Source organism: Massilia scottii, assembly GCF_030846495.1.
In the GTDB taxonomy this organism is placed as follows: Bacteria; Pseudomonadota; Gammaproteobacteria; order Burkholderiales; family Burkholderiaceae_D; genus Telluria_A; species Telluria_A violaceinigra.
On record NZ_JAVCWM010000010.1, the window covers coordinates 173,943 to 198,796 of the forward strand.

At 65.6% G+C, this 24,854-nt stretch carries 21 protein-coding genes; 8 read left to right on the forward strand and 13 right to left on the reverse strand.

What is annotated here, in order from left to right:
• Nucleotides 1–13: 13 nt before the first annotated feature.
• The 3 genes from RBA41_RS16325 to RBA41_RS16335 are packed head-to-tail and all read right to left on the reverse strand — an operon-like array spanning nucleotide 14 to nucleotide 3,566.
• Nucleotides 14–1,477: an ABC transporter permease subunit gene (locus tag RBA41_RS16325; protein WP_306625137.1), complete on the reverse strand. Its 1,464-nt coding sequence runs from the start codon at nucleotides 1,475–1,477 to the stop codon at nucleotides 14–16.
• Entirely contained in the window at nucleotides 1,474–2,859 is a 1,386-nt protein-coding gene (locus tag RBA41_RS16330) for a DUF3526 domain-containing protein (protein ID WP_306625138.1), read from the reverse strand. Before RBA41_RS16330 ends, RBA41_RS16325 begins: the two co-directional genes overlap by 4 nt.
• Nucleotides 2,856–3,566 carry an ABC transporter ATP-binding protein gene (locus tag RBA41_RS16335; protein ID WP_306625139.1) on the reverse strand — a complete coding sequence of 237 codons (711 nt, stop codon included), beginning with the start codon at nucleotides 3,564–3,566 and terminating at the stop codon, nucleotides 2,856–2,858. The genes RBA41_RS16330 and RBA41_RS16335 overlap by 4 nt, the downstream gene beginning before the upstream one ends.
• An 89-nt stretch (nucleotides 3,567–3,655) precedes the next feature.
• On the opposite strand from RBA41_RS16335, the gene RBA41_RS16340 reads away from it, so the two are divergent.
• A complete protein-coding gene (locus RBA41_RS16340; protein WP_306625141.1) occupies nucleotides 3,656–5,848 on the forward strand; it encodes a TonB-dependent receptor in 2,193 nt (730 codons plus the stop codon).
• Nucleotides 5,849–5,954: 106 nt separating this feature from the next.
• Nucleotides 5,955–6,410 (forward strand): tellurite resistance TerB family protein, encoded by a 456-nt coding sequence (locus RBA41_RS16345; RefSeq protein ID WP_306625143.1) that lies wholly within the window; start codon nucleotides 5,955–5,957, stop codon nucleotides 6,408–6,410.
• 37 nt (nucleotides 6,411–6,447) lie between these two features.
• Here RBA41_RS16345 and RBA41_RS16350 read toward each other — a convergent pair whose 3' ends face one another.
• The 3 genes from RBA41_RS16350 to RBA41_RS16360 form a co-directional block, all read right to left on the reverse strand.
• Nucleotides 6,448–8,079, reverse strand: coding sequence for a M28 family peptidase (locus tag RBA41_RS16350; protein ID WP_306625145.1), 1,632 nt, complete (start codon nucleotides 8,077–8,079; stop codon nucleotides 6,448–6,450).
• Nucleotides 8,080–8,184: 105 nt separating this feature from the next.
• On the reverse strand, nucleotides 8,185–9,945 hold the full coding sequence (locus RBA41_RS16355; protein WP_306625146.1) for a M28 family peptidase: 1,761 nt from the start codon (nucleotides 9,943–9,945) through the stop codon (nucleotides 8,185–8,187).
• A 43-nt stretch (nucleotides 9,946–9,988) separates the two neighbouring features.
• Nucleotides 9,989–10,654: an energy transducer TonB gene (locus RBA41_RS16360; protein ID WP_306625148.1), complete on the reverse strand. Its 666-nt coding sequence runs from the start codon at nucleotides 10,652–10,654 to the stop codon at nucleotides 9,989–9,991.
• 311 nt (nucleotides 10,655–10,965) lie between these two features.
• Between RBA41_RS16360 and RBA41_RS16365 the strand changes: the two genes are divergently transcribed.
• From RBA41_RS16365 to RBA41_RS16380, 4 genes are read left to right on the forward strand one after another with little or no spacing between them, the layout of a single operon-like run.
• A complete protein-coding gene (locus tag RBA41_RS16365) occupies nucleotides 10,966–11,622 on the forward strand; it encodes a response regulator (RefSeq protein ID WP_099873777.1) in 657 nt (218 codons plus the stop codon).
• Nucleotides 11,623–11,633: 11 nt separating this feature from the next.
• Nucleotides 11,634–12,623, forward strand: coding sequence for a hypothetical protein (locus RBA41_RS16370; protein WP_306625150.1), 990 nt, complete (start codon nucleotides 11,634–11,636; stop codon nucleotides 12,621–12,623).
• Nucleotides 12,620–14,113 carry a sensor histidine kinase gene (locus RBA41_RS16375; RefSeq protein WP_306625151.1) on the forward strand — a complete coding sequence of 498 codons (1,494 nt, stop codon included), beginning with the start codon at nucleotides 12,620–12,622 and terminating at the stop codon, nucleotides 14,111–14,113. The genes RBA41_RS16370 and RBA41_RS16375 overlap by 4 nt, the downstream gene beginning before the upstream one ends.
• Before the next feature lie 55 nt (nucleotides 14,114–14,168).
• Nucleotides 14,169–15,857, forward strand: a complete 1,689-nt coding sequence (locus RBA41_RS16380) for a M14 family zinc carboxypeptidase (RefSeq protein ID WP_306625152.1) — start codon at nucleotides 14,169–14,171, stop codon at nucleotides 15,855–15,857.
• Nucleotides 15,858–15,947: 90 nt separating this feature from the next.
• On the opposite strand, the gene RBA41_RS16385 is transcribed toward RBA41_RS16380, so the two are convergent.
• From RBA41_RS16385 to RBA41_RS16400, 4 genes are all read right to left on the reverse strand, one after another.
• Nucleotides 15,948–16,322, reverse strand: coding sequence for a hypothetical protein (locus RBA41_RS16385; RefSeq protein ID WP_306625154.1), 375 nt, complete (start codon nucleotides 16,320–16,322; stop codon nucleotides 15,948–15,950).
• Between the two features lie 67 nt (nucleotides 16,323–16,389).
• Nucleotides 16,390–18,207 carry a DUF885 domain-containing protein gene (locus tag RBA41_RS16390; RefSeq protein WP_306625155.1) on the reverse strand — a complete coding sequence of 606 codons (1,818 nt, stop codon included), beginning with the start codon at nucleotides 18,205–18,207 and terminating at the stop codon, nucleotides 16,390–16,392.
• A gap of 299 nt (nucleotides 18,208–18,506) precedes the next feature.
• The gene (locus RBA41_RS16395) at nucleotides 18,507–18,839 is read right to left on the reverse strand and encodes a DUF3817 domain-containing protein (RefSeq protein WP_306625156.1); all 333 of its coding nucleotides are present in this window, start codon (nucleotides 18,837–18,839) and stop codon (nucleotides 18,507–18,509) included.
• A 70-nt stretch (nucleotides 18,840–18,909) separates the two neighbouring features.
• Entirely contained in the window at nucleotides 18,910–19,545 is a 636-nt protein-coding gene (locus RBA41_RS16400; RefSeq protein ID WP_306625158.1) for a helix-turn-helix transcriptional regulator, read from the reverse strand.
• A 92-nt stretch (nucleotides 19,546–19,637) separates the two neighbouring features.
• Between RBA41_RS16400 and RBA41_RS16405 the strand changes: the two genes are divergently transcribed.
• Entirely contained in the window at nucleotides 19,638–21,059 is a 1,422-nt protein-coding gene (locus RBA41_RS16405) for an MFS transporter (protein WP_306625160.1), read from the forward strand.
• Between the two features lie 12 nt (nucleotides 21,060–21,071).
• Nucleotides 21,072–21,377, forward strand: coding sequence for a tetratricopeptide repeat protein (locus RBA41_RS16410; protein WP_306625161.1), 306 nt, complete (start codon nucleotides 21,072–21,074; stop codon nucleotides 21,375–21,377).
• 3 nt (nucleotides 21,378–21,380) lie between these two features.
• Here RBA41_RS16410 and RBA41_RS16415 read toward each other — a convergent pair whose 3' ends face one another.
• From RBA41_RS16415 to RBA41_RS16425, 3 genes are all read right to left on the reverse strand, one after another.
• Nucleotides 21,381–23,147, reverse strand: coding sequence for a DUF885 family protein (locus RBA41_RS16415; RefSeq protein WP_306625162.1), 1,767 nt, complete (start codon nucleotides 23,145–23,147; stop codon nucleotides 21,381–21,383).
• Nucleotides 23,147–24,280, reverse strand: coding sequence for a branched-chain amino acid ABC transporter substrate-binding protein (locus tag RBA41_RS16420; protein WP_306625163.1), 1,134 nt, complete (start codon nucleotides 24,278–24,280; stop codon nucleotides 23,147–23,149). The genes RBA41_RS16415 and RBA41_RS16420 overlap by 1 nt, the downstream gene beginning before the upstream one ends.
• A 67-nt stretch (nucleotides 24,281–24,347) precedes the next feature.
• Entirely contained in the window at nucleotides 24,348–24,833 is a 486-nt protein-coding gene (locus tag RBA41_RS16425) for an Lrp/AsnC family transcriptional regulator (protein ID WP_306625164.1), read from the reverse strand.
• Nucleotides 24,834–24,854 lie beyond the last annotated feature (21 nt).

The window sequence follows — 24,854 nt, forward strand, 5'->3', positions numbered from 1 at the left end:
TCTCCGGCGGCGCTTACACCCTGAACCGCCGCCCGCGCCACAGCATCAGCACCACCGCACACGCCAGCACCCACATATATCCCACCCCCCCGCCGATACTCCCGGCCACGCCTTCGAGCGGCCGGTCAGCCTGAAAGCGCGGTATCTTGTCGTGATCCGTGAAGTTCAGGCGCGCCGCGCAGCCCTGGCATGCATTGGCCGGATTGGCCGCTTCCGCCAGCGCGCGCGGCCAGAAAAACGCCCGCAGTTCGTCCGTATATTCGCCGGTCCGCTTGAGGAAGCGCTTGTGACGTTCCACGCCGCTGCCCGCAGCCTGCTGCAGCAAGGTATCGAACACCATCGCCGGCGACAGCCAGCGCAGCGCGGCCGCCCGCCCCGCCGCGGCCTCGTTCTGGCGCGCCGCAGCCGCAGCGCGCTCCTCGATTTGCCGTTCCACCGCCTGCTGCACCGCGATCTGCTTGGTCGCATACGACACCTTGCCAACCCTGTCCGCCGCCGCCGCATACGCCGGCTCGGCGCGTGCAAACGCGGCAAACAGCGCATCGCGATTGGCCGGCGTAAAGTCGTTCGCACGCCGCAGGTCGTCGAGATAAAGCAGCGGCGATGGCGCCGGATAAGCCGTGTCGATGACCAGCGCGCCAGCCGCTGGTACAAAGAACGTGAATCCGATCCACACCGACACCAGCCGCAGATAGCTTCCCACCACCCCGATGCGGCTTGCCACCAGTGCTGTCAGCGCCACCCAGAACAAGGTGAAGCCGGCCAGCGCGGCGCCCAGCAGCAGCATGGTGCCCGCCGTCTGCATGCTCCAGCATGGCGTGCCCGCCACCAGCAGGGCCAGCACCGTCGCCACGAGCGTGAACGGTACGCACACGATGGCGGCGACGCTAAACTTGAGCATCACCAGTTGGCGGAACGACGGCAGTTGCGCCGCCATCAGCCGCAGCGCGCCGGAATCGCGTTCGGCCGCCAGGCGCGAGGCGCCGATGGCGATCAAGGCCAGCGGCAGCACATACACCAGCACGAACGACAGGTCGAAGTCGCCCAGGCTCAGGATGCGCGGGTTGATGAAGTCGAAGGCGGCAGCCGGCGGCGCCACATAATCGAGATCGGTCTTGATATAGAACGGCAGCAGCCGTGACTGGCCGATGGCAATCCCCGCCAGCGGCGACGGCGGCTTGAGCGCATACGCCGACAGGCCGTAGCGCATGTAGCCGGCGGCGTCGGACGGGTCCTGCCAGTACGGCAGCACCGTGTCGGCGGGGTGGCTGTAGCGCGCCACGGCGGCCTGCTGCTTCAGGACCTTGGCTGCCGCGTGCATCTTCACCCGCTCGACCGTGGATTGCTGCCCGTCGGCGTTGGCCTGGCCGTTGACCGCTCCCCACGCCAGCGCCGCAAACAGCAGTGCGCCGATGATCCATGTGAAGCGCGCCCTGAGCAGCATCGCCAGTTCGAGTCGAAACAGTGCGCGCGTCATGGCTGCACCCCTTTCACCGCGCGCCAGGCGGCAAGGCCGGCAAGGAGGCACCATCCCGCCAGCAGCAGGAAGGGCGCCGCCGCGTTGGCGAGCACGCCGCGCAAAGGCGGCGCGCGGTAGGCAAAGGCCGGCACCGATTCCCAGAACTGCTTGCCGGTCGAGGCGCTTGCGTCCTCGTGTTCCGCATGACGCATCAAATCTCCATTAAGGCGGTTGACCATCGCGCGCCGGTAGGTTTCGGCGGTCTCGATGAAATGCCGGTGCTGGTAAAAGTCGGTGCCGGCAACGGCCGCGCCGGACGCTTGCAGCGCAACGGTCGGCGTGATGGCTCCCAGCCAGCCGAAGGTGCGGTCCTGCTGCTCCACCGAGTCGTAAAAGCGCCCGAGCACGCGGTCGAACACATCGTGCGATTCGCGCTCGGACTGGTCGAGCTGCGCGGCACGCACATTGGTCACTTTGGCCTTGACGAGCGCCTGGCGCCGCGCTTCCCACTTCTCGGCGCCTTCGTACGCGGGCGACTCGTTCTCAACGCGGCTGCGCACCTCCTGGTATGAGGGCACGGGCGCGAACACCTGCGCGGCATTGCCGGCGGCGCGCGGCAGCACCACGCACAGCACCAGCCAGAGCACCAGCATGATGGTCAGCGCCGCGCGCGCACTGGGCGCCTTGAGCGACACCGCCAGTGCGATCAGCAAGAACACCAGCAGGTACATGAAGTTCAGCAGGCTCCAGATGGCCAGCCGGCCCGCGCCGTTCCAGCCGGCGTCGGGCAGCGCCTGCAGCGCGAAGGTCCCCATCGCCACCACGGGAGCGAGCGCCATGCACACCAGCGCGCCCACCATCACCGCGAAACGCGAGAGCAAAAGGCGCCCGGGCGTGGCGCCGTTACCGAAGGCCATGCGCAGGGTGCCGCGCTGGCGGTCCTGGGCGAAGCCGGCAAAACCGAGCAGGATCGCAAACATCGGCCCGAGCACTTCGAGCACCTGCGCCACCGAGGCGGCGCTGCGCATGATCGGATCGGCATCCTGGTTGGGGCGGAAAATCATCTCGTTGCGCTTGTGCGCCTCCAGCCAGACCGACAGGCCGACGAAGGGCTCGATGCCTGGCGCGAGCACCAGCAGCGGCGACGACGGCTTGACCGCCCACACGCCGAAGTGCGCGGCGCTGTGCGGGTCCTTCTGGCCCTGGGCGACCCAGCGCGCGCGCTCGGATGCGGCGAAGCGCGTGCGTTCGTCGGCCAGGCGCGCGGCACCGCTCATGGACGAGAAAAACACGGTCAGCAGCAGCAGCGGCGCCAGGATGGCGACCCAGCGCAGGCGTGGTTCGCGCCACAGGCGCTGGGCTTCGGCGCGCAGCAGCGCCGGATGCAGCGCCCCGCTCATCGCGCCAGCTCGGTGATGTAGACCTGCTCCAGCGCCGCGTGCCCGGTCGTTTGCGGATCGATTTCGCGCTCGATGCGGCCCGCGTGCAGCACGCCGACGCGGGTGGCCACTTCCTTGATGCGGTACAGGTCATGGGTGGCCATCAGAATGGCGACGCCACGCTGCGCCGCCGCGCGCAGAAGGCCCGACAGCTCCGACGCGGCCAGCGGGTCCAGGCCCGAGGTGGGCTCGTCGAGCAGCAGCAGCTTCGCTTCGCGCGCCATCGCGATCGCAATGCCGACCTTCTGGCGCATGCCTTTCGAGTAGTTGCGCGCGTGGCGGTCATGCGCGTCGGCGCGCAGGCCGGACTCGCTCAAGAGCTGGCGCAAGGTAGCGTCGTCCAGCTCCTTTGACGCCAGCAGCGAGAAGTAGCGCAGGTTTTCCAGCCCGCTCAGTTCAGGATAAATCGCCACCTGTTCCGGCAGATAGGCAATCGAGCGGCGCGTGCGGGCCGCGTCGCCCGCCACCGGTTCGCCGCACACATGGATGCTGCCGCCGTCCGGCTGCAGGAAGCCGAGGATCAGATTGAGCGTCGTGGTTTTGCCGGCACCGTTGGGGGCGAGCAGCGCGTACACCTCGCCCGCCTGCAAGGTGAGCGAGAGGCCGTTCAGGGCCACGCGCTCGCCGAAACGGCGCGTGACGTTGTCCATCTGGAGGGCGGGTTTCATCATGTCCATGGGGTTGACTTAACTAAAAGATTGCGGAAGTGTCGAGGACTATACGATAATGAGAGCTTATTATCAATAGGAGTCTTGCCGTGAAATTGAGAAAGCTGCCCTGCGCACTGCTTTGCCTGTATAGCCCCTTGGTCGCATATGCCGACGACGCACCGCCGCCAATGCAGGTGGTCGTCATCGACAGCGCCCGCGCGCCGGCCGGCAGCGACAGCACGGATATCGGCAGCCGCCTCGACCTGACCCTGCGCGAGACGCCGGCGTCGGTCGAAGTGATCAACCGCGACCTGATCGAGGTGCGCGGCGCGCGCAGCCTCGATGAAGCGGTGCGTGGCGCGGTCGGCATCACCCAGGGAGGCAATGCGACCTCGCCGTCGCAGACGTCGTCGCGCGGGTTCAGCGCGGGCTTTGTCAGCTATCTGTACGACGGCAGCCGCATCGCCGTGCCGACCATGAGTGCGCGTACCCAGGACACATGGAATTTCGAGCGCATTGAAGTGCTCAAGGGACCTGCCTCGCTGATGTCGGGCGACGGCGCGATTGGCGGCGCGATCAATTTCGTCACCAAGCGGCCGGAGCGCGCGCTGCCCGCCAGCGAAGCGATGCTGTCGTACGGGAGCTTCAATACCTGGCGCCTCGGCGCGGGCATCAACCGGCCACTGGGCGAGACCAGCGCCGTGCGCATCGATTACAGCCACCAGCAGTCCGATGGCTACATCGACCGCAACAAGCAGCGCTACGACAGCCTGACCTTGGCCACCACCAGCGCGCTGACGCGCGACATCACGCTCGACCTGAGCCTGGACCTGCTGTCCGATAACGTGAAGGCGTATCAGGGCTCGCCGCTGGTGCCGCGTGCTCTGGCGACCGATCCCGTGGGCGCGGTCAGCGATGCTGGCGGGCGCGTGATCGACCGGCGCCTGGCCTTTAAAAACTACAACGTCGACGACGCGGTCATGGAGTCCGACAGCGCCTGGGCGCGCGCCAAGCTGACCTGGAAGCTCGCTCCCGACTGGACCTTGCGCAACGAACTGTCGTACTACACAGCCGACCGCAGCTGGCGCAACGCCGAGAGCTACACCTTCAGCGCGCCGCGCCAGATCGTGCGCGACCTGGTGGGGGTGACGCACGACCACCAGGTGTTCGGCAACCGGCTCGACCTGTCCTACACCGGCAATCTGGCGGGCCTGAAGCACCGCTTCGCCGCCGGCGCGGAATACAGCAAGACGCGCTTTGCCACTGGCCGCAGTTTTTCCAACGGTGCCGGCGCCGCCAATGCCGCGTTGACGGTCGACCTGTTCGATCCAAGCTATGGCAGCTACGAAGCGCTGAGCGCCAACGCCGCGCTGTACACGGGCGCCGGCAACCGCACCAATTTTTCGACCAGTATTCCAACCGTGTCTCTCTATCTGGAAGATGCGGTGTGGGTGACCGACAAGTGGACCGTCGTGGCGGGTCTGCGCCAGGACCGGGTCAAGCTTGGTCGACGCACCGCGGACCTGAACACGGGCGTGGCAACCGCGTACGCGCAGACGTACGACCCGCGCTCGCTGCGCTTCGGGACCGTGTACGCGTTCGACAAGGACATCTCGGTGTACGCGCAGCACACCAGCGCATCGGCACCGGTCGGCTCGGGCAACCTGCTGCTGCTCAGCGCCGCGAATGCCGCCTTTGAACTGTCGAAAGGAACGCAGAGCGAAATCGGCATCAAGCAGTCGCTCTTCGGCGGCACGCTCGACACCACGCTGGCGCTGTACCGGATCGAGCTCGATAACATCCTCTCGCGCGATGCCGCCGTGCCGACCCTGACCGTCAACAGCGGCAAGCAGTCCTCGCGCGGGGTGGAGCTGGCGGCGGCGTGGAGGCCAACTCGCCAGGTGAGCATCAACGGCAACGTGGCGCTGCTCGACGCCCAGTTCGACCAGCTGCTCGAAGCGGGCAAGGTGTCACGCGCGGGGAACCTGCCGCCCAACGTCGCCAAAAAAACCGGCAACCTGTGGGTCGACTACAAGGTGGACCAGATGCCGCTCAAGCTGGGCGCCGCGCTCAATTACACGGGCGAGCGCTACACCAACAACGCCAATACGATCCGCATGAACGCATTCACCACGGCCGACGTGTACGCAAGCTGGCGGCTCGGCACGGGCGACCTGACGCTACGCGTGCGTAATCTGGGCGACAAGCTGTACGCCGGCTGGAGCGGTGCGAATGTGAACAGCCAGGTTATTCTGGGTGCGCCGCGCAGCGCCGATCTGACCTGGCACGCGCGGTTTTGAGCGCCGCTTTGTTACGGCCGGCTTAAAGGAGCGCCCGTTTGCTGTAGCGAAGCCGAAAATCAGAGTAAGATTGCCGTTCTTATCAACTTGCAAACCGGAGTACACCATGAGTTTCGACAATTTTCTGACTCGCCTGAAAACCAAAGCCGGTGAAATGAAAACCGATGTCCTGAAATTCAAGAACAAGGATTTCATGAATGCGGCCATGGCCGGTTCGGCGCTGATCGCCATGGCGGACGGTAACATCACGTCGGACGAGAAGCAAAAAATGGTCAAGTTTATCGAGACCCACGACGCGCTGTCGGTCTTCACGACCAACGACGTGATCAAGGCGTTCCAGGAACATGTGGGCCAGCTTGAATTCGACAAGGATATCGGCGAATCGAAAGCTTACCAGGCACTGGGCAAGATGAAATCGAACGGCGAGGCGGCGCGCCTGCTGGTGCGCATGGTGATCGCCATCGCGTCGGCGGACGGCAATTTCGACGTCAGCGAAAAGGCGGTCGCAATCAAGATCTGCAAGGAACTGGGCGTCAGCCCGTCCGAGTTCGAGCTGGCATAAGAAGATGGGGTGGGCCGCAAGCCCACCCCTTGCTGCGTTATTTGCCTGAGGCGCGTACCTTGCCGAAGGCGTCGCCGGCTTTCCAGGCCGGCATCTTCGGTGCGTCCGCCACGCGGCGGCCCAGGTTCAGGGTGAACTGCGCCTGCTGCACCATGCCCGACAGATCCCAGGCCGGATCGTATTCATCGCCTACCTGGTGGTAGCGCGCGCGGTACGAGGCCTGCTTGGCCTTGGCGCCTTCAATATCCTTCACATAGTCCTTGCCGCCTTCGATCGAGAAGGCCGGAATGCCGGCTTTCGCGAAGCTGAAATGGTCGCTGCGGAAGTAGCCGCCCGCCAGGTCCGGCTCGGGCGTACGCACCACCAGGCCCATGGCCTTGGCGGTCGCTTCCGCCATCGCGCCCAGTTCCGTGCGCTCGCTGCCCTTGGTGCCGATGTCCTTGGCCGCGCCGACGAAATTGAGGCTGTCCAGGTTCAGGTTGGCCGCGGTTTTATTGGCTGGCCACAGCGGGCTGCTGGCGTAGGCCGCGCTGCCCAGCAGGCCCTGTTCTTCGGCTGCCACCCACAGGAACATCTGGCTGCGCTTGGCCGGCGAGCGCACCGCTTCCTGCGCCATGGCCAGCAAGCCGGCGGTGCCGGATGCATTGTCGACCGCGCCGTTGTAGATGGTGTCGGCGCCTTCGCCTTGCTTGCCCAGGTGATCCCAGTGGGCGCTGTAGATTACCACTTCGTCCTTGAGTTTCGGATCGGTGCCCGGCACCACGCCGGCCACGTTGAACTGTTCGACCATGCGCACGGCCGCCTTCATCTCGCCTTTGACTTTGGCTTTCAGGGCCACCGGCTTGAAGTTCTTGTTCTCGGCGGCAGTGCGCAGCGCGTCCAGATCTTCGCCGGCGGCGACGAACAGGGTGCGCGCGGCGGCTTCGGTCATCCAGCCTTCCATATTGGCGCCCAGTTTGCCCTGCGCCAGCTGGAAGCGTTCGCTCAGCCAGCTGTTCTGCACCACGCTCCAGCCATACGAAGCCGAGGCATCGGTGTGAATCAGCAGCACGCCGGCGGCGCCCTGGCGCGCGGCTTCTTCAAATTTGTAGGTCCAGCGGCCGTAGTAGGTCAGGCCCTTGCCGTTGAAGCGATTCGGCTCGGCTGCCGTCGGCGCCGGGTCGTTGACCATCATGACGACGATTTTACCCTTGACGTCCATGCCCTTGTAGTCGTCCCAGCCTTCTTCCGGCGCGGTGATGCCGTAGCCGACGAACACCAGGTCGGCGTCCATCGCGTGCACGGCCTTGGCGTCGCCCGGCGCCCAGACCCAGTCCTTGCCGAAGGCGAGCGATTGCGCCTTGCCGCCCGCTTCCAGCGCCACGCTGCTGCTGTCCGGCGTGGCCTTCACGCCCGCGATCTTGACCGACTGGCGGAAGCTGTCGCCGTTGCCCGGCTTGAGGCCGACGGCCAGCGCCTGCGCTTCGAGGTAGGCCACGGTCAGGTCGCCGCCACGCTGGCCGGTGCCGCGTCCTTCGAGTACATCGCTCGACAGGAACGACAGGTGGGCGCGCAGCGGCGCTTCCTTGACGGTGGGGACGGATGCGGCGCCGGCGGCGTACGCGGGGAAAGCTGCGGTCAGGCTGGTAGCCAGGGCCGTGCTCACGAGGGAGGAAAGCATCTTTTGCATGGGTTCCTAGTGCGGTAGAAGGTGGTAAATACGGCGCCCACGGCGGGCGGAGCGAAACATTGTATGCCATTCCGCCACCCCGTTTGCAAAGGAAATCGCGCGGCGCTAGCGCAGTACCAGCATGTCGGTGGAAAGTGTGCGGCCGCGCCGTGGCGCGTGGGTGGGCTGGTGGGCAATCGCCTCGGCGGGCAGGCCGGGGATCGATTCCTGGATATGGATGCGCGCGGTGGCGCCGCCTTCCAGCTCCAGCTTGACCGGCAGGCGCCGCTGGCCCATGCCGTGCAGGGTCAGCGTCCAGTCGCCGCCGCGTTGCGTCGCCAGCACGCGCCCATCGAGGCGCGCCGCCAGCACGCGCGCGCCTTTTACCCGCAGTTCGATGGTCGGCGCCGCGTTTTTCGAGGTCAGCGCAAACGCCACGCGGCGCCTGGCCGGCGTGTCCTCGTTTTTCAGCATCTCGATCTGCGGAAAGGCGATGCCGGTGCGCGGCGCCGCCGTCGATGCGCGCGCGCCGGCGCCATCGAGCCAGTACGATTTCCAGGTGGTGGCGTCGGCCAGGTAGGTGATGCTGTCCGGTGGCGCCGTCGTCGGAATTGGGCGGGTGAATACGGCTGCCGCCAGCGGGAGCAGGAGCGCGATTGCCGGCAGCGTGCCGGTGGCCAGGATGGCGGCGCGCGCATGGCGCGACAGGGCGGCAGTAAGCGGCAGGTGCAGCGCACCGGTGGCCAGCAGCACGCCGATCAGCGGCCACGCCAGCAGGTAGGTGGCGCCGGGCTTTGCCGCACTGAGGACGATCAGCGCTGCCAGCAGGCCCGCCATGGCGGCGCTCAGCGCCAGTGGGCCGATGCGTTTCGTGCCATGCCGCAGCGTGGCCCAGCACACCAGCAGGCATAGCGCGCAGGCGACGCGCGTGATGTGCCAGACGATGCGTTCCGGGTAGTGCAGCGCGCCGGCCAGCGGCACGGTGAAGTACACGCGGTCCGGCGCGGCGATTGTTTCGAGACGATGCGCGCCGAATGTGCGCGCCAGCGACACGATCGAGTCGCCGCTGTGCTGCATGGCGGCGCTGTCGGCCGCACCGGCGAAGCGCATGCCGGCCAGGCCGAGCGTGCGCAGTGGTGACTGGCCGGCCACCCCGGCCGGCCGGTACGAGGAGCCGGCCGGCGCCGCGTCCAGGCGCGCCCATGCCGCCACGGTACCGCCATTGCCGCCATGGGTATCGAGCAGCGTCAACGGACCGTGTCCTGGCGCTCCCTCGAAACGCAGTACCAGCCCGATTTTGCGGGCCCACGGATGCTGCTCCACAAAGGCGCGCGCGCCGAGCGAGCCGGCGTGCTCGCCATCGGCAATGAGCACGATCAGGTCATTGACCAGGGGCGCACCCTGGCGCAGGGCGCGCAGCGATTCGAGCAGGGCGGCAACCGCACCGGCGGCATCGGGTGCGTCGGGCACGCTGTCGTAGTGCGAGGCCAGCATCAGCGGATGCCCGCGCACCGGCGCGCTGCCACGGATGCGCACTACGATGTTGTGCACCACCGCGACCGTGAGACGCGCATTGCCGGCGCCATCGCGCGCGCTGCTGCTGACCGTCGCCGTCTGTACCTGCGGGTCGAGGCCGAGCGCGCGCAGCTTTTCCAGCAGGTAGTCGCGTGCGCGCACATTGGCGTCGCTGGCGATGGGGCGCGGCGTCTGCGCCAAAAAACCGGCATGCGCCAGCGCGCGGGTGGCCGAAAACGCCGCCGGACCGGCATCGGGCGGCGCTGCCGGCAGCGGGGCAGGGCGCAGCGCGAGCCAGGCCAGCGCCGCCGCCATCAGCAGCGCGGCGGCCAGTCCTGCGGCGCCGGCTGGAATGGCGGCGAACCTGTTCATGTGCATGGCGAGCAGGGGCCGATCGAACCCCTTGCCGCTTCGCTCAGTCGAGCGTCCAGACGTAGGCGATCTGCGCCCATGCCGGTTCGGCGACGCCGTTCGTCGTGGCCGGCTTGAACTTGCACATGCTCAGGGCCGCGACGGCTGCCTTGTCGAGGTCACGCGATCCGCTCGATTTATCGATGCGGGCGTCGGTCACCTTGCCGTCCACGCCGACCAGCAGCGCGAGACTGACGGTACCGGTGTCGCCATTGCGGGCGGCGCGCGCCGGGTAGTCCGGCTTGACGCAGGCGGAAGCGTCGGCCAGTACGGCGGATCGGGTCTGTTTGGCCGGCTGCACCACGGCTGGCGGAATGACCTGTTCGACCTTGCGTCCCGTTTCGATCGCCGCCGGCGGCGGCACCTTGTCGATGACGGTGCCGGTGATGGTCACGTCCGGTGGCGGCGGCGGGATATCGACAAATGGCTTGGGAATCAGCACCGGCGGCACGACCTGTTCCGTCTTGAACGGCTCCGGTTCCGGCGGCGGATCAATCGGTTTTTCGATCACCGGCGTCACCTCGATCGGCCCCGCTTCGGTGACGCTGGGCGCCGGAACCCGGTTCATATTGTGAATGAGCGCCGCGCCAACGAGGACGTGCAGCGCGGTGACGATGGCCATTTTGGTGAATTTGTTGCCGCTGCCAATGTGCTGTTGAGAGAAATGCATGGTGTGCTCCGTATTGTTGTGTTCACGAAATGGCTCGCATGGTGGAAATCCGCAGCGCTTTTTCCAGTCCATGGATGAAATATATGCTATGTCCTAGCAATTGAAAAGGGTTTTCGTAGTAATTCTATTGCCGTGTTTTCTTCCATCCGGGTGAGCCCGCTGGCAAATCTTGCCCGGCGGGGCACGGCTCGCGTCAGGGGCGGATGTGTGAAATAATCTGGTAGGCGCGGCGTTCCTGCCGTCTGGTCGCATATATTGATGCGATTCAATGGCAAGGCGGGGTAAGCCAACGCAGCCTTTACCCGTGGAGAATGAAAGTGCAGACTGAGCAAAAATCGATTCGGGTCTTGCTGGCGGACGACCATCCCATTGTGATGACCGGTTTCGCCATGTCGCTGGCCGGTGTCGGCATGGATGTGGTGGGGCAGGCCAAGACGCCCGATGAAGCCGAAGAGATGTACGCCGCCCTCGATCCGGATGTGCTGGTGCTCGATATCCGCTTCGGCACCGAGCTGACGGGGCTGGACGCGGCCAAGAGCATCCTGGAGAAGTTTCCGGCTGCGCGCATCGTGTTCCTGAGCCAGTTCGACCAGGATAGCCTGATCAAGGAAACCTACCGCCTGGGCGCGCGCGCCTTCGTCACCAAGGATTGCGACCCGGCCGACCTGGCCACCGCGGTGCGCCACGCGCATGAGGGCAAGCTGTATTTCCTGCCGCAGATCGCCGAGCGCCTGGCCAATCTGTCGGTGCGCGGCGATGCGTCGCCGCAGTCGCAGCTCGACCAGCGCGGGCTGGAGATCTTCAAGCTGATGGCCGAAGGACTGACCAACGCCGAAATCGCCGAGAAGCTCAATCTGTCGACCAAGACGATCAGCAATATCAGCCAGTCGGTCAAGGAAAAGCTGGGCGTGCACCGTCAGGCGTATATCACCAAGCTGGCCGTCAAGTACGGCTTGATCGAGCCGTAGTGGGAGGTCGCGTGTTCGCAGGCTTGAGGAGATGGGTCGCGAATGCGCGGTGTCGCCCGACCGTCGTCCGCCGTCGCGGGGACGACGGTGGCAAGGGTGTACTTTCGGCGATCGCCCTTGCCATCGGCCTCACCCTGTCCGGCACCGCCGGCGCCGCCGGCGTCGTCAGCCCGGCCAGCTCCAGCAACCCCACCGGCTTTCGCTTCGAGATCGTCACCGCCGACGATTCCGGCGTCACCCGCCGCATTGCCGACGATTTGTACAAACAGCTGGTCCCCATCTTCGGTGGCTTTCGCACCGAACTGGCCCAGCACCGGCGCATGGTGTACGTGGCCATCGGCCCGGTCGCGCTGCGCAATGTGGCTGCGCGCAAGTGCGACTGCGTCATCATCGCCGCCTTTACCTCCAGCCAGGTGTGGCGCTCGGTCACCGAAGAACTGCAGCCTTCACGCGCCCTCACCATGACGGCCATCTACGCCGAGCCGGCCCCGGTCGACCAGCTGCGCCTGATCGAGCTGCTCTACAAACGGCCAGTGCGCGTGGCCGCCATCGTCAGCAGTAATACCGGCTTTCTCAAACCGACGCTGCAAGGCATCGCCGAAATCGAACATTACGACCCCAGTGAGGATATCAACGTGGTCCTGAACCGCATCGGCAAAACCGAGGTCCTGCTGGCCATGCCCGACCGCAGCGTCTACAACACCGAGAACGTGCGCAACATCCTGCTCTCGACCTACCGCCACAACCAGGCGGTGATCGGCTTTTCGGCCGACATGGTCATGGCCGGCGCACTGGCCACCACCTATTCCACCATCGAGCAGATCAACGCCCAGGTGGCCGACGTGGCCAACGAATTCGTGGCCACGGGCGAGCTGGCCCCACCCCAGTTCCCGCGCTACTTCAGCACCGTCATCAACGAAGGCGTGGCGCGCTCGCTCGATGTTGCGGTCGACGACGCCGCGCGCAATTTCACGCGCCGTCCACCTGTGAGGCGCCAATGAATCTGCGATTCTGGCAAAGCTGGAGCATCGGCACGCGCATGGCCTTCATCACCATGCTGCCGGTGGTGTTCCTGTTCTCGTCTTTTGTGGGCTACTCCTGGTACTCGCACCGCGCCCAGGTGGCGCTCGAACTCGAAGAGCGCGGCCGCATCCTGGCCAAGGCGCTGGCCGAAACGAGCGAATACAACGTCATCTCGGGCAATCTGTCCGACCTGCGCCTGACCATCAATGGCCTGGTCCAGTCGGACAAGAGCATCCACCGCATCGAAGTGGTCGACGCCAACCAGAAAGGCGCCATCAGCGTCATTTCGCAGAACTCCGCCATCGGCGAGGACCGTTTTTACGAGGCGCCGATCAAGAAGCAGATGATCTGGATTAACCTGTTCTCGGACAACGGCGTGCCGCACGTCTCGGGTTCGAGCGATACCAAGCCGACCACCGTGCCGACCGAAGTGGTAGGCTACGTCAGGGTGACGATGTCGCCGACGAACATGCTGCACAAGCAGGCGCGCCGCTTCCAGGTCGAGCTGGCGATGGCGGCGCTGGCGCTGGTGGTCAGCGGTGCGCTGGCCTACGTGCTGGCGCGCAGCCTGACCATTCCGCTCAAGTCCTCGATCGGCGCGCTGCGCGAGATCCGCGGCGGGAACTACCAGGTGGCGCTGCCGGTCACCACCGGCGGCGAGGTGGGCGAGCTGCAGGAATCGATCACCGAAATGTCGGTCGCGCTGGGCCGCTCGCGCCAGGACCTGGAAAACAAGGTCGCCGAACGCACCAAGGACCTGGTCGAATCGCGCAACGAAGCGCTCAAGGCCGACGCCGACAAGCGCAAGCTGATTCAAAAGGTGAACTCGATCGTCGAAGATGAGCGCAAGAGCATCGCCATCGAGATTCACGACGAACTCAATGCCTCGCTGATCGCCGCGCGCCTGGAGTCGCAAAGTATCCTGCACCTGGCCGGCAAGGTGGAGCAGGGTCCGATGATCGACGAGATCAAGCAGAAGTCGCAAGCGATCACCAAGCTCACGCTCGACCTGTACGCCAGCGGACGGCGCCTGGTGCGGCGCCTGCGTCCCGAGGTGCTCGACATGCTCGGCCTGCACGGCGCGGTGGAAGAGATGATCCGCCACTACGACGCCAGCCATCCCGAATGCCACTTCCAGTTCCACTCCGACGGCGATTTTTCGGGCCTGGAGAGCGAACTGGCCATCTCCGCCTACCGCATCGTGCAGGAAGCGCTGTCGAATGTGCTCAAGCACGCCGGCGCCACGCATGCGCAGGTGGCGATGACCTTGTCCGAGCAGGACGACACGCTGCATATCGAAATCGCCGACGATGGCGCCGGCTTCAGCACCGCCAGCGCGTCGTCGGGCATCGGCATCATCGGCATGCGCGAACGCGTGTACGCGCTGGGTGGCACCATCGACTTCAGCTCCGAGCCTGACAAAGGCACCGTGATCGGCATCGCCCTGCCGATCGCACAAATCGCCTGACTGCTGTGCCTTATCAGCAGCGGTACCGTTCCAACCTTTCATCGCACAACACATAATGTCGAACGAATTGAAAACACCCTACGAACAGGGTAACAAGAATCAGACCACGACCTGGGCTGACTGCATCGCATGGTACGAAGAGCTGGCGCGCCGTTATCCCGGCGTGCTTCACTTCAGCGTCGTCGGCACCTCCGATTGCGGCCTGCCGATCCACGCCGGCGTGGTGACCGCCGACGGCGTGTTCGACCGCCAGCGCCTGAAAGAAGAAGGACGCCCGGTTTTCTTCAACAATAACGGCATCCATCCGGGTGAGCCGGAAGGCGTGGACGCCTGCATGGCGCTGGTGCGCGACTTCTGCACCGAGCCGGCGCGCCTGGCCGCGCTGGGCAAGACGGTATTCCTGTTCGTCCCGCTGTACAACGTCGACGGCAGCATCAACCGCGCCGATACCTCGCGCGTGAACCAGGATGGCCCCGAGCAGTTCGGCTTTCGCGGCAACAGCCGCCACCTCGACCTGAATCGCGACTTCGTCAAGTGCGACAGCCTCACCGCGCAGGTGTTCAACAAGCTGTTCACCGCCTGGGACCCGGACGTGATGGTCGACACCCACACCTCCAACGGCGCCGATTATCCGTACACGATGACTCTGATTCACACGCAGACCGACAAGCTCGGCGGCGCGCTCGGTGAATTTTTGCAGGGCACCATGCTGCCGCATATGTTCGGCGAAATGGCGCGGCGCGGCTGGCCGACCTGCCCGTATGTCAATCCGGTCAAGGACAGCCCGGACCACGGCATTGCCGAATTTTTGGAAACGCCGCGCTTTTCGACCGGCTTCGCGGCGCTGCACCACACCATCGGGTTCATGCCCGAGACGCACATGCTCAAGCCCTTCGCCGACCGCTACGACTCGATGCGCGCGCTGGTCGAAACGGCGCTCGACTTCACGGTCGCGCAGGCGGCCACCATCCAGGTACTGCGCCGCGCCGCGCGTGACGAAGGCAAGGCACGGCGCGAGTGGCCGGTGCACTGGTCCATGGATGCGGACAAGCCATCGACGTTCCCGTTCCGCGGCTATGCGGCCAAATACACGCCCAGCGTGATCGGCAATTACACGCGCCTGTCGTACGACCGCAACGAGCCGTGGGAGCGCGACATCGCCTACTTCAACAGCTTCCCGGCCGATATCGTGGTGGCGACGCCGCGCGCGTACGTGGTGCCGCAAGCCTGGCGCGAAGTAGTCGAGCGGCTGCAGTGGAATGGTGTGGCGATGCAGCGCATCGAGGCCGACCGCGTGGAACAGGTGCAGTGCTACCGCATTGTGTCGGTCGACTCGCGCGCGAATGCGTACGAAGGCCACATGTTCCATGACGACGTGCAGCTGGAGAAATTCACCCAGGCCGTGACCCTGCGCGCGGGCGACTGGTGGATTTCGCTCGACCAGGACATGGCGCGCTACGCGATCGAAACGCTGGAGCCGCAGGGCCACGACAGCTTCTTCCGCTGGGGATTCTTCAACAGTGTGCTGGAGAAGAAGGAAGCATATTCCGATTACGTGTTCGAGGACCACGCGCTGGAACTGCTGCGCGGCGAACCGGCCCTGCAGGCGAAGTTCGAGGCCTGGAAGGCGGCCAATCCAGCCTTGTTGTCGGACCAGTGCGCGGTGCTCGACTTCATCTTCGCCAATTGCGCGCGCTATGTGGAGCCGGAGTGGCGGCGCTATCCGGTGCTGTCGGTGATGTAAGCACGGCGGCGATCCGATGCTGGCGTGTCCAGCCTAAAAAAACGGCACCGGTCTCGCGACGGTGCCGTTTTCACAGGCGCGGATGGTGGCTCAGCACACGATGCCGCCGATGCTCTTCCCGCTTTTCAGATCGAACCCGAAATTGCAGGAATACACGCCCTGCTTGCTGCGGCTGCACCACAGGCGTTCCTGATCCCTCGTACGCACGCGCGTTCCGCTGCCTTCCGTGCACGCGTCCTTGACGTCCTTGCCCATGGCATCGAACATTTCGCGTGCGGCCTTGCCGTCGATGGCAAACATGATCTTGGTGTCGGCAGCGGTGGGCTCGCCCGGGTCTCCGATGCCACGCGAATAGGTTCGGTACGCGCCCTTCAATGTGGTGTAGCCGGAGGCGTCTTCCTGGCTGTTCGCTGGCGACATGCTGGCGAGCGACAGGAGCACGCCGAGCAAAACAGTGTTTTTCATTGCGTCTCTCCCTGGTGTCGTCCCCGACGATGAGCGGATTGGTTCATCGTCGGGGGCATTCATCTTCTTACTGGTTCTTCTCGATCCAGCGATTGACCTTCACTTCCAGCAGCGACAACGGCAAGGTGCCGTCTTCCAGCACGATCTCGTGGAACTTCGGCAGGCTGAATTTATCGCCCAGCGCCGCTTCCGCGCGGCGGCGCAGTTCCGTGATTTTCAGCGCGCCGATCTTGTAGCCGAGCGCCTGTCCCGGCCACACCATGTAGCGCTCCGTTTCGCTGCGTGCCATCGATTCCGGGAAACCCAGGGTATCGCGCATGTACTGGATCGACTGCTCGCGCGCCCAGCCTTTCGCGTGCATGCCGGTATCGACCACCAGCCGCACCGCGCGCAGCATTTCGTCATTGAGGTGGCCGAAATAGTCTTCCGGCTTGTCGAACAGGCCCATCTCCTTGCCCAGGGTTTCCGCATACAGCGCCCAGCCTTCGGTGTAGGCGGTGTTGCCGCTGAACTGGCGGAACTTGGGCAGGTCCAGCTCCTGCAGCAGGGCGATGTGGAAGTGGTGGCCCGGCTGCCCCTCGTGCAGGAACAGCGTCACCATGCCGGTGCTGCCGTACTGTCTGGGGTCGTTCACCACCGACCAGAACACGCCCGGGCGCGAGCCGTCCATGGCCGGCGCGGTGTAGTGGTCGGACGCGGTCGCGCGCGACAGTTCCGGCTCCAGGCGCAGGTCGAGCGGCGCCTTCGGCATGAGCGTAAACAAGGCCGGCAGCTTGGTGCGCAGCAGCGCATCGAGCTTGCGGTACACGTCGATGACTTCCTGGTCGGTCTTGAAGGGCTTGTATTTTTCCTGCTGCGATACCCACGCCGGCAGCTCCGCGGCCGGTCCGGTGTAGCCCATCTTCGGGCCCACCACGCCATACTCGCCCTGGATGCGCGCCACTTCCTTCAGGCCGATCGCATGGATCTGTTCCGGCGTCAGGCTGGTGGTGGTCTGGATCGCCACGTTCTTTTCGTACCACTCCTTCCCCTCGGGCAGGGCGCTCCAGCCGGTGCTGGTGCGCGCCGCCGGCAGGTAATCCTTCTCGATGAAGCTGGCAAGGCGCACCAGCGCCGGCGCCAGCTTGGCGTCGATCGCCTTGCGGTAGCCGGCCGTCAGCGCCGCCTTGTCGCGGGCCGAAAAACTGGCCGGCATCTTGCGGATCGGGGTGTAGTAGATGCTCTCGTCGGCCTTGGCGCTGATCAGCTTCTGGTATTGCGGCAGCATCGATACCACCGTCGCGCGCGGCAGGGTCACGCCTACGCGCATCCCTTCGCGCATGTTGGCGATGGCCTGGTCGATCCATGCCGGCAGCTGCGTCAGGCGGTTCAGGTAAGCCTTGTAATCCTTGACCGTTTTCAGGGACTGGGCGCCGTCGCCGCTGGCGTAGTTGGCGATGGTGACGGGGATGCTGTCCATCTGGTTCAGCGGCAGCATCAGTTCCGGCAGGCTGGCAAACGACAGGAGGCTGTTCAACTCGAATTCGAGCACGTCGTAATTGGTTTGCGAGCGCAGGTCGAGCGCGCGCCGGTCCAGTGCGTGCAAGCGGTTCAGAAAGACGTTGTAGCGCGCATTCTGGCGCGCGCGCTCCCTGGGACCGATGCTCATGCCGATCTGGTCGTCGAAGCGGTTGTCGCCGCGGTCGGTGGCGTTGACCGGGTCGAAGCGCGCCACCGCTTCGTAATATTCCAGGGCCAGCGCATCGAGCTGCCTCTTGGCCTGGGCCGACACCACGCCCGACACTTTGCCGGCCGGTGGCGCCGCCGGCGCAGCGAGTGCGGCATGGGATGCAAAGCTCAGGGCGAGCGCCGCCCACAGGGCGGTCCGGGCGAGACTTTTATGCATAATATATATCCGGGAGAAAAATGAAATCGGCCATCAGGATACGCGATTTTCAGATGGGATAACGCCATCCAAATGAACGATAGATTTGCCTTATCGGCCACGCGCGCACGAATGGGAATTTGTATTGTCGCGCCAGCGCGGGCGCGCGTATGATCGACGCCAGACGACGTGCTTCCGCCGAGCCAGCAAACCGCGAGATGCTGACCGGCCCAGGCAAGCCCGGCTTGCAGCGCCTTGCGCCGAGCCTGTGGCCTCTGCCATTCAAGCCGCTCACCGATTCATGTGAGCGGCTTTTTATTTTACGGTTGCGCGGCGGGTTTCTCGGTGAGAAAGCCACGTCGCTGGTACCAGATTTCCATCGGAATCGTCACCAGCGGCGGCACCGCGGCGAGAATGGCGAGGGTGGTGGCCCACCACGGCCAGCGCAGGCGCAATGCGGCCAGCACCGCCACGACCACGTAGAACATGAAGGCGACGCCGTGCAGGCGCCCGAACAGCCAGACGCCCAGGTCGGTGGTGTCGGTGACGTACTTGAGGAACATGCCGATCAGGAGGCCGGTCCAGGTCAGGCCTTCGATCAGGCAGGCGGCGGCAAAGAGTTTTCCGATGCCTGTTGGTTTTTGTGTGGTCATGCCAGCTCCGCGATAGTCAGATGCGCGAAGCATAGTCAATCCGGCTGAGTCCATCAAGCAAGTTTTTGTTTCAGACGGGCGCAATCCGGTAAACACAACGGGTGGCGCCGGCCAGCACATGCTGTTCGCGCCTCACCGTCGTGCCGGGGCCGGCGATTTCGCTGAACAATTGCAGCTCGGAGCGGCAAAAGCCCTGGCAGGTGCGCGCCGCCGCGCAGATGGGGCAGTGGTCTTCGATCAGCAGCCAGCCCTGCTGGTCGGACTCGATGCGCGCCATGTAGCCTTCGCCGGTGCGGATCGCAGCCAGCTGTTCCAGGCGCTCCGGCACGGTGGCGCCGCCGCAGGCCTGCTGGTACAGCACGCGCGCCTCGCTCTCGCGCTGCGCCACCAGCTTGTCCAGCCCTTCCTCGCCGAACAGCTGGCGGATCGATCCGATCAGCTGCACCGTCATTTGCGCGTGCGTATCGGGAAAGCGCCGGTTGCCGGCCTCGGTCAGCACCCAGTCCTGGCGCGGCCGGCCCACGCCCGCGGCGCCCTGCTGCTGGCCTTCGATCAACCCTGCCGCGACCAGCTTTTGCACCTGCTGGCGCGCCGCTTCGGGCGTCATCTCCAGCATCTGCGCCAGCCTGGCCGTGGCGCTCGGCCCATTGGACTTGATGAAAAACAGGATGCGGTCGGCCGTCTTGCCATCGGCTGAGTTATCCAACGATTTGCTTGCGTAATTCACGGCTCCGCCTTATTATCCAATCAATCTCTTGTATATTAGTCCAATCCCGAATCCCTGTCGATCACCAGCCCATGTCCTCCGCCTCACCCGCTGCCTTACCTTCCACCGCCTCCTGGGGCGAGCTGTTTTCCGGCCAGAACGGCCTGCTGGCCCTGGCCCTGACCGGCGGCGTGGCGCTGCACGCAATCAACGTCCACATCGTCACCACCGTGCTGCCGTCGGTGGTGCAGGACATCGGGGGCCTGGACTGGTATGCCTGGAACACCACCTTGTTCGTAGTCGCCTCCATCATCGGCGCGGCCCTGTCGGTGCGCCTGCTGTCCGATGCCGGTCCGCGTGGCGCCTGCCTGGCGGCGCTCGGCATGTTTGCACTGGGATCGGCCGCCTGCGCCGGTGCCGCGTCCATGCCATGGATGCTGGCCGGGCGCAGCGTGCAGGGCCTGGGTGGCGGCGCGCTGGCCGCCCTGAGTTATTCGCTGATCCGCGTGGTCTTCCCCGCGCCCCTGTGGCCGCGCGCGGTGGCGCTGGTATCGGGCATGTGGGGCGTGGCCACCTTGTGCGGGCCGGCCGTGGGCGGCCTGTTCGCCCAGGCCGGGCACTGGCGCTGGGCCTTCTGGACCCTGCTGCCGGTAGCCTTGCTGCAGGCGCTGCTGGTCGCGCTGCGACTGCGTCCGGCCGGCGCCGCCGCATCCGCGCAGCCGCTCATCCCGGTGGCCCAGATCGCGCTGCTGGCCGCCTCCGTGCTGGCGGTGGCCGCCGGCGGTCTGTCGCGCATGCTGGCCGTGCAGGGCGCGGGCGTGGCGGCCGGGATCGCGCTCGGCGTGGCGGCCATCGCCGTCGAGCGCCGCTCACCGGTGCGCCTGCTGCCTGCCGGGACCACGGCCCTCACGTCGCCACTGGGCGCGGTGTATGCCAGCGTGGCCTTGCTCCTGGTCGGCACCACCACTGAAATCTACGTACCATATTTTTTGCAGACCCTGCACGGCTACACGCCGCTGGCGGCCGGCTACCTGACCGCGGCCATGGCGGCCGGCTGGAGCGCCAGTTCGATGCTGTCCTCGGGCCGCGAAGGCGCTGCCGCGATGATGATGCTGCGCGCCGGCCCGGTGCTGGGCGCAATCAGCCTGTTGGCCCTCGCGCTGCTGGTGCCGGCCGGTGACGCGCTCTCGCCCGCCATGCTGATGCTGCTGTGCGGCCTGGCGCTCGCTGGTGCCGGCGCCGGCGTGGGACTCGGCTGGCCGCATCTGCTCACGCGCGTGCTGACGCTGGCGCCTGCGGGCGAGGGCGGCCTGGCCTCGGCGGCGATCACCACCGTGCAGTTGTACGGCATGGCGATCGGCGCGGCGGTGGCGGGACTGGTGGCCAATGCCGCCGGACTGACCGAGCCGGGAGGCAAAGCGGGCGCGCAGTCGGCGGCGATGTGGCTGTTCGCCAGCTTTGCGCTGGCGCCCGCACTGGCGGCGCTGCTTGCGCGCGCAGCCGGCAAACGATAGGAGAAGACGATCATGCGCGAACAACTGGAAAAACTATTGGCGGCGGGACGCGATAACGCCCTGCTGCGCTTCGGCCTGGGCAACGCCTGCCTGAAAGACGGCGACGCCGCGGCGGCCGCGCTTCACCTGCAGCAGGCGACGCAGCAAAATCCCGCTCACTCGGCGGCCTGGAAGCTGCTCGGCAAGGCGTTGCAAGCGCTGGACCGGCTCCAGGAGGCCGAAGCGGCATGGAATAAAGGACTGGAGGTCGCCGTGAAGCAGGGCGACATCCAGTCCTCGCGCGAGATGACGGTGTTCCTCAAGCGCTTGCGGCGCTGACGGCTATTTGTAGAAGCGCCAGAGCGGCTTGAAGTCGCGCGCGACCTTCTCGTTTTTCAGGCGCGCGCGTACCAGTTCGATGGGCAGCACGCCGCCTTCGAGAATGCGGTCGTGGTATTGAAGCAGCGTCATCTTGCCGCCGTCGACCAGCTCGCGTTTGAGTTCGCGCAGTTGCAGCGCCCCGACCATGTAGCCAGCCTGGTACAGCGGCGGATAATCGCCGTTGAACGAGCGCCGCACCTCGGCGCGCGCATTATCCGGCTCGTGGCCGACGCGCCGAATCAGCATCTCGACCGCCTGCTCGGGCGTGATTTTACCCATGTGGAAACCGAGCGAGAACAGGATGCGCGCCGCCCGGTGATTACGCCAGAACATCATCCCGATCCGGTCTTCCGGCGTGACGGCGAATTTGCGCTCGTACAGCAGCATTTCCCAGTACACGGCCCAGCCCTCCACAAAAAAGGGCGAGTCGAACAGGCGGCGCTGCGGCTGGTAGCGATCCGCCATGAACCCTTGCAGGTGATGGCCTGGAATGAGCTCGTGCTGCACGGTCGCGCGCGAAAAGTGCGGGTTATTGCCGCGCATGGACATGAGCTTTTGCTCGTGCGTCATGTCGGCCGTGGGGTAGGACACCAGGATCGTGTCGCCGCCCAGGAAAAATGGGCTGATCAGCTGCGCTTCGGGCGAGAGCATGTCCATGCGCCAGCTGCGGCGCGCCACTTCCGGCACCGTCACCAGCTTGTTGGCCGCCATGTAGTCGATGGCTTCCTTGGCCAGGCGCCGCACCATGGCCGGCTGCTCGCCCGGCGTCACATACATGGTCTTGACCTTCTCCATGGCCGCATGCCAGTCGCTGCCAAAACCCATCTCGGCCGACGCCACGCGCAGTTCGGCCTCGCCCCAGGCCAGTTCTTTTTCGGCCAGCGCCATCAGTTCTTCCGGCGTGTACGGGATCATGTCGCGCTGCAGGGCGCTCATCAAGCCTTCGCGCCCGATCGGGTCGCCCGTCACATTGAGCAGCTTGACGGACGCCTTGCCCACCAGCCGTTCGTTCAGGCTGGCCGCGTAATCGCTCATGGCCTTGTCCAGGTCCGCGTACGGGCGCTTGACCCACCACGTGAGCTGCGGGTCGTACCCTTCGTAATAGGCGTACCAGGCTTTCAGGTCCCTGGCGGTGGACGCCAGCACCTGCGCGGCGCGGTTGGCCACGCTGCGCGAGGCCATCGGCTTGGGCGCATTGATGTCGGCGCCGGCCAGCAGCGCATCGTGGGCCTTGCGCACCGCCACCAGCGCCTGCTGCAGCACGGCCGCACTGGCCGCGCCATCCTGCGCCTGCATCACGCGGCGCGCTTCGGCCATGTCGATCAGCGGACGCACGAACGGCGCCAGCGGCTCGGCTTCGGCGAAACGCTTGCGCTGTGCCGCCAGTTCGCGCAGCTCGAAGTCGATCTGGCTGCGCATCATGACCACGTCGATGCGGTCTTCCACGCCAAAGCTGTCGAACGGCAGGGCATCGAGCGCCGCGCGCCACTGCTCGAAAAACTCCTGCATCTGGCGCGCGCGCGCCGTGCCGTTGGCCACCGTGTACAGTTTGTCGAGGCTGGCGTAATCGAGCTGGTAGCGCTGGATAAAGGCCGGCATGGCTTGCTGCGCGATGCCGAAGTGCGACAGCGGCGGAGTAAGTGCAGGCGTTTGTGCGGTAACCGGCGCGGTAGCCGACGCGGTAGCCGACGCGGCCAGCGCCGCCGCCAGCAGCAGGGACGCGCGCATCAGTAGGTGGCCAGCGCGGAAGGCACGCCGTTCTTGAAGGTGTAGACGGTCACGGTCGACTGCTTCATATTGCCGTTTGCATCATAAGCATACGAACCCACCACGCCCTTGTAGCTGCTGGCGCGCATGGCCGCGGCCACCACCGACGGATCGAGCGAATTGGCCGACTTCATCGACTGCGCGATGAACATGGTCTGGTCGTAGAACGAGGCCGCATACACGTCCGGCGCCTGCTTGAAGCGCGCCTTGTAGCGCGCCTGGAAGGCCGGGCCGTCGGCCTGCTTGTCGAGGATCGCGCCGCCTTGCGCGCACAGCACGTTTTCGCCGACCGCATCGCCACCGAGCTTGGCCATTTCGGGGCTGCACAGGGTGTCGCCGCCGAGCAGCTTGACCTTCAGGCCGAGCTGGCGCATCTGGCGCACCATCGGCGCGCCCTGGGGCGCGTAGCCGCCGAAGAAGATCGCATCGACGTTTTTCGATTTCAGCTTGGTGAGGATGGCGGCGAAGTCGGTCGCCTTGTCGGTCGTGAACTCGTGGCCCGCCACCGTGATGCCGGATGCCTTGGCCTGCTTGACGAATTCCATGGCGATGCCCTGGCCGAAGGCGGTGCGGTCGTCGATCACGCCGATCGTCTTGAGCTTGAGCTGCTTGGCCGCATAGCCGGCCATCGAGCCGCCGAGCTGGGTATCGCTGGCGACCATGCGGAACACGCCCTTGTAGCCGCTCTGCGTCACCTTGGGATTGGTGCCGACGGTCGACATGATCACGCCGGCGTCGTTGTAGACGCGCGAGGCGGGAATGGCCACGCCGGAGTTGTAGGGGCCGAGCACGAAGCGCACGCCGGCGTCGACCAGTTTTTGCGCGACCGCCACGCCGGCTTTCGGATCTCCCTGGTCATCCTCGGAGTGGAGTTCGAACTTGATGGCCTTGCCGCCGATGCTGACTTTTTTGGCGTTCAGTTCTTCCAGCGCGAGGCGCACCCCGTTTTCGTTGTCCTTGCCGGCAAAGGCGTTGGCGCCCGACAGCGGGCCGGTGATGCCGATCTTGACGACCTGTTCCTGTGCCAGCGCGGCCTGGGATACCAGCAGCAGGGCCGCCGCGGCGAAGGGAATACTCTTATTGTTCGATGCCATACGATGTCTCTCCTCTGATCTGGACAGCGGCATCATCGCACGATTTTGCACAATTTTATATGCCGTTTTAGGCAGGAAGACGCTTCAAAATCAGATCGAGCGGCAGCGCCGTGGTGTACTTGATCTGCTCCATCGAGAACGCCGACGACACGCCCGTCAGGTGCGCCGTCTTGATCAGCTTCTTGTAAAAGCGGTCGTAGCCGCCGATGTCGGTGGTGACGACCTTGAGCAGGTAGTCGACGTCGCCGCTCATGCGGTGAAACTCCATCACCTCGGGCAGGGCGATGACGGCGGCGGCGAAGCGGGTCAGCCATTTTTCGTCGTGTTCGGTGGTGCGTATGCTCACGAACACCGTGACCGGCAGCCCGACCTTGTCGCGGTTGATGATGCTCACGCGGCTCTGGATATAGCCCTCTTCCTCCAGCCGCTTGACCCGCTTCCAGCACGGGGTGCTGGACAAACCGACCTTCTCGCTCAGGGCCGCGATCGACAGGGTGCCGTCGGCCTGCAGGGCCGCGAGGATGGCGCAATCATACTTATCGAGAGAACTCATTCTGCTTTCCGCTGAAATTTG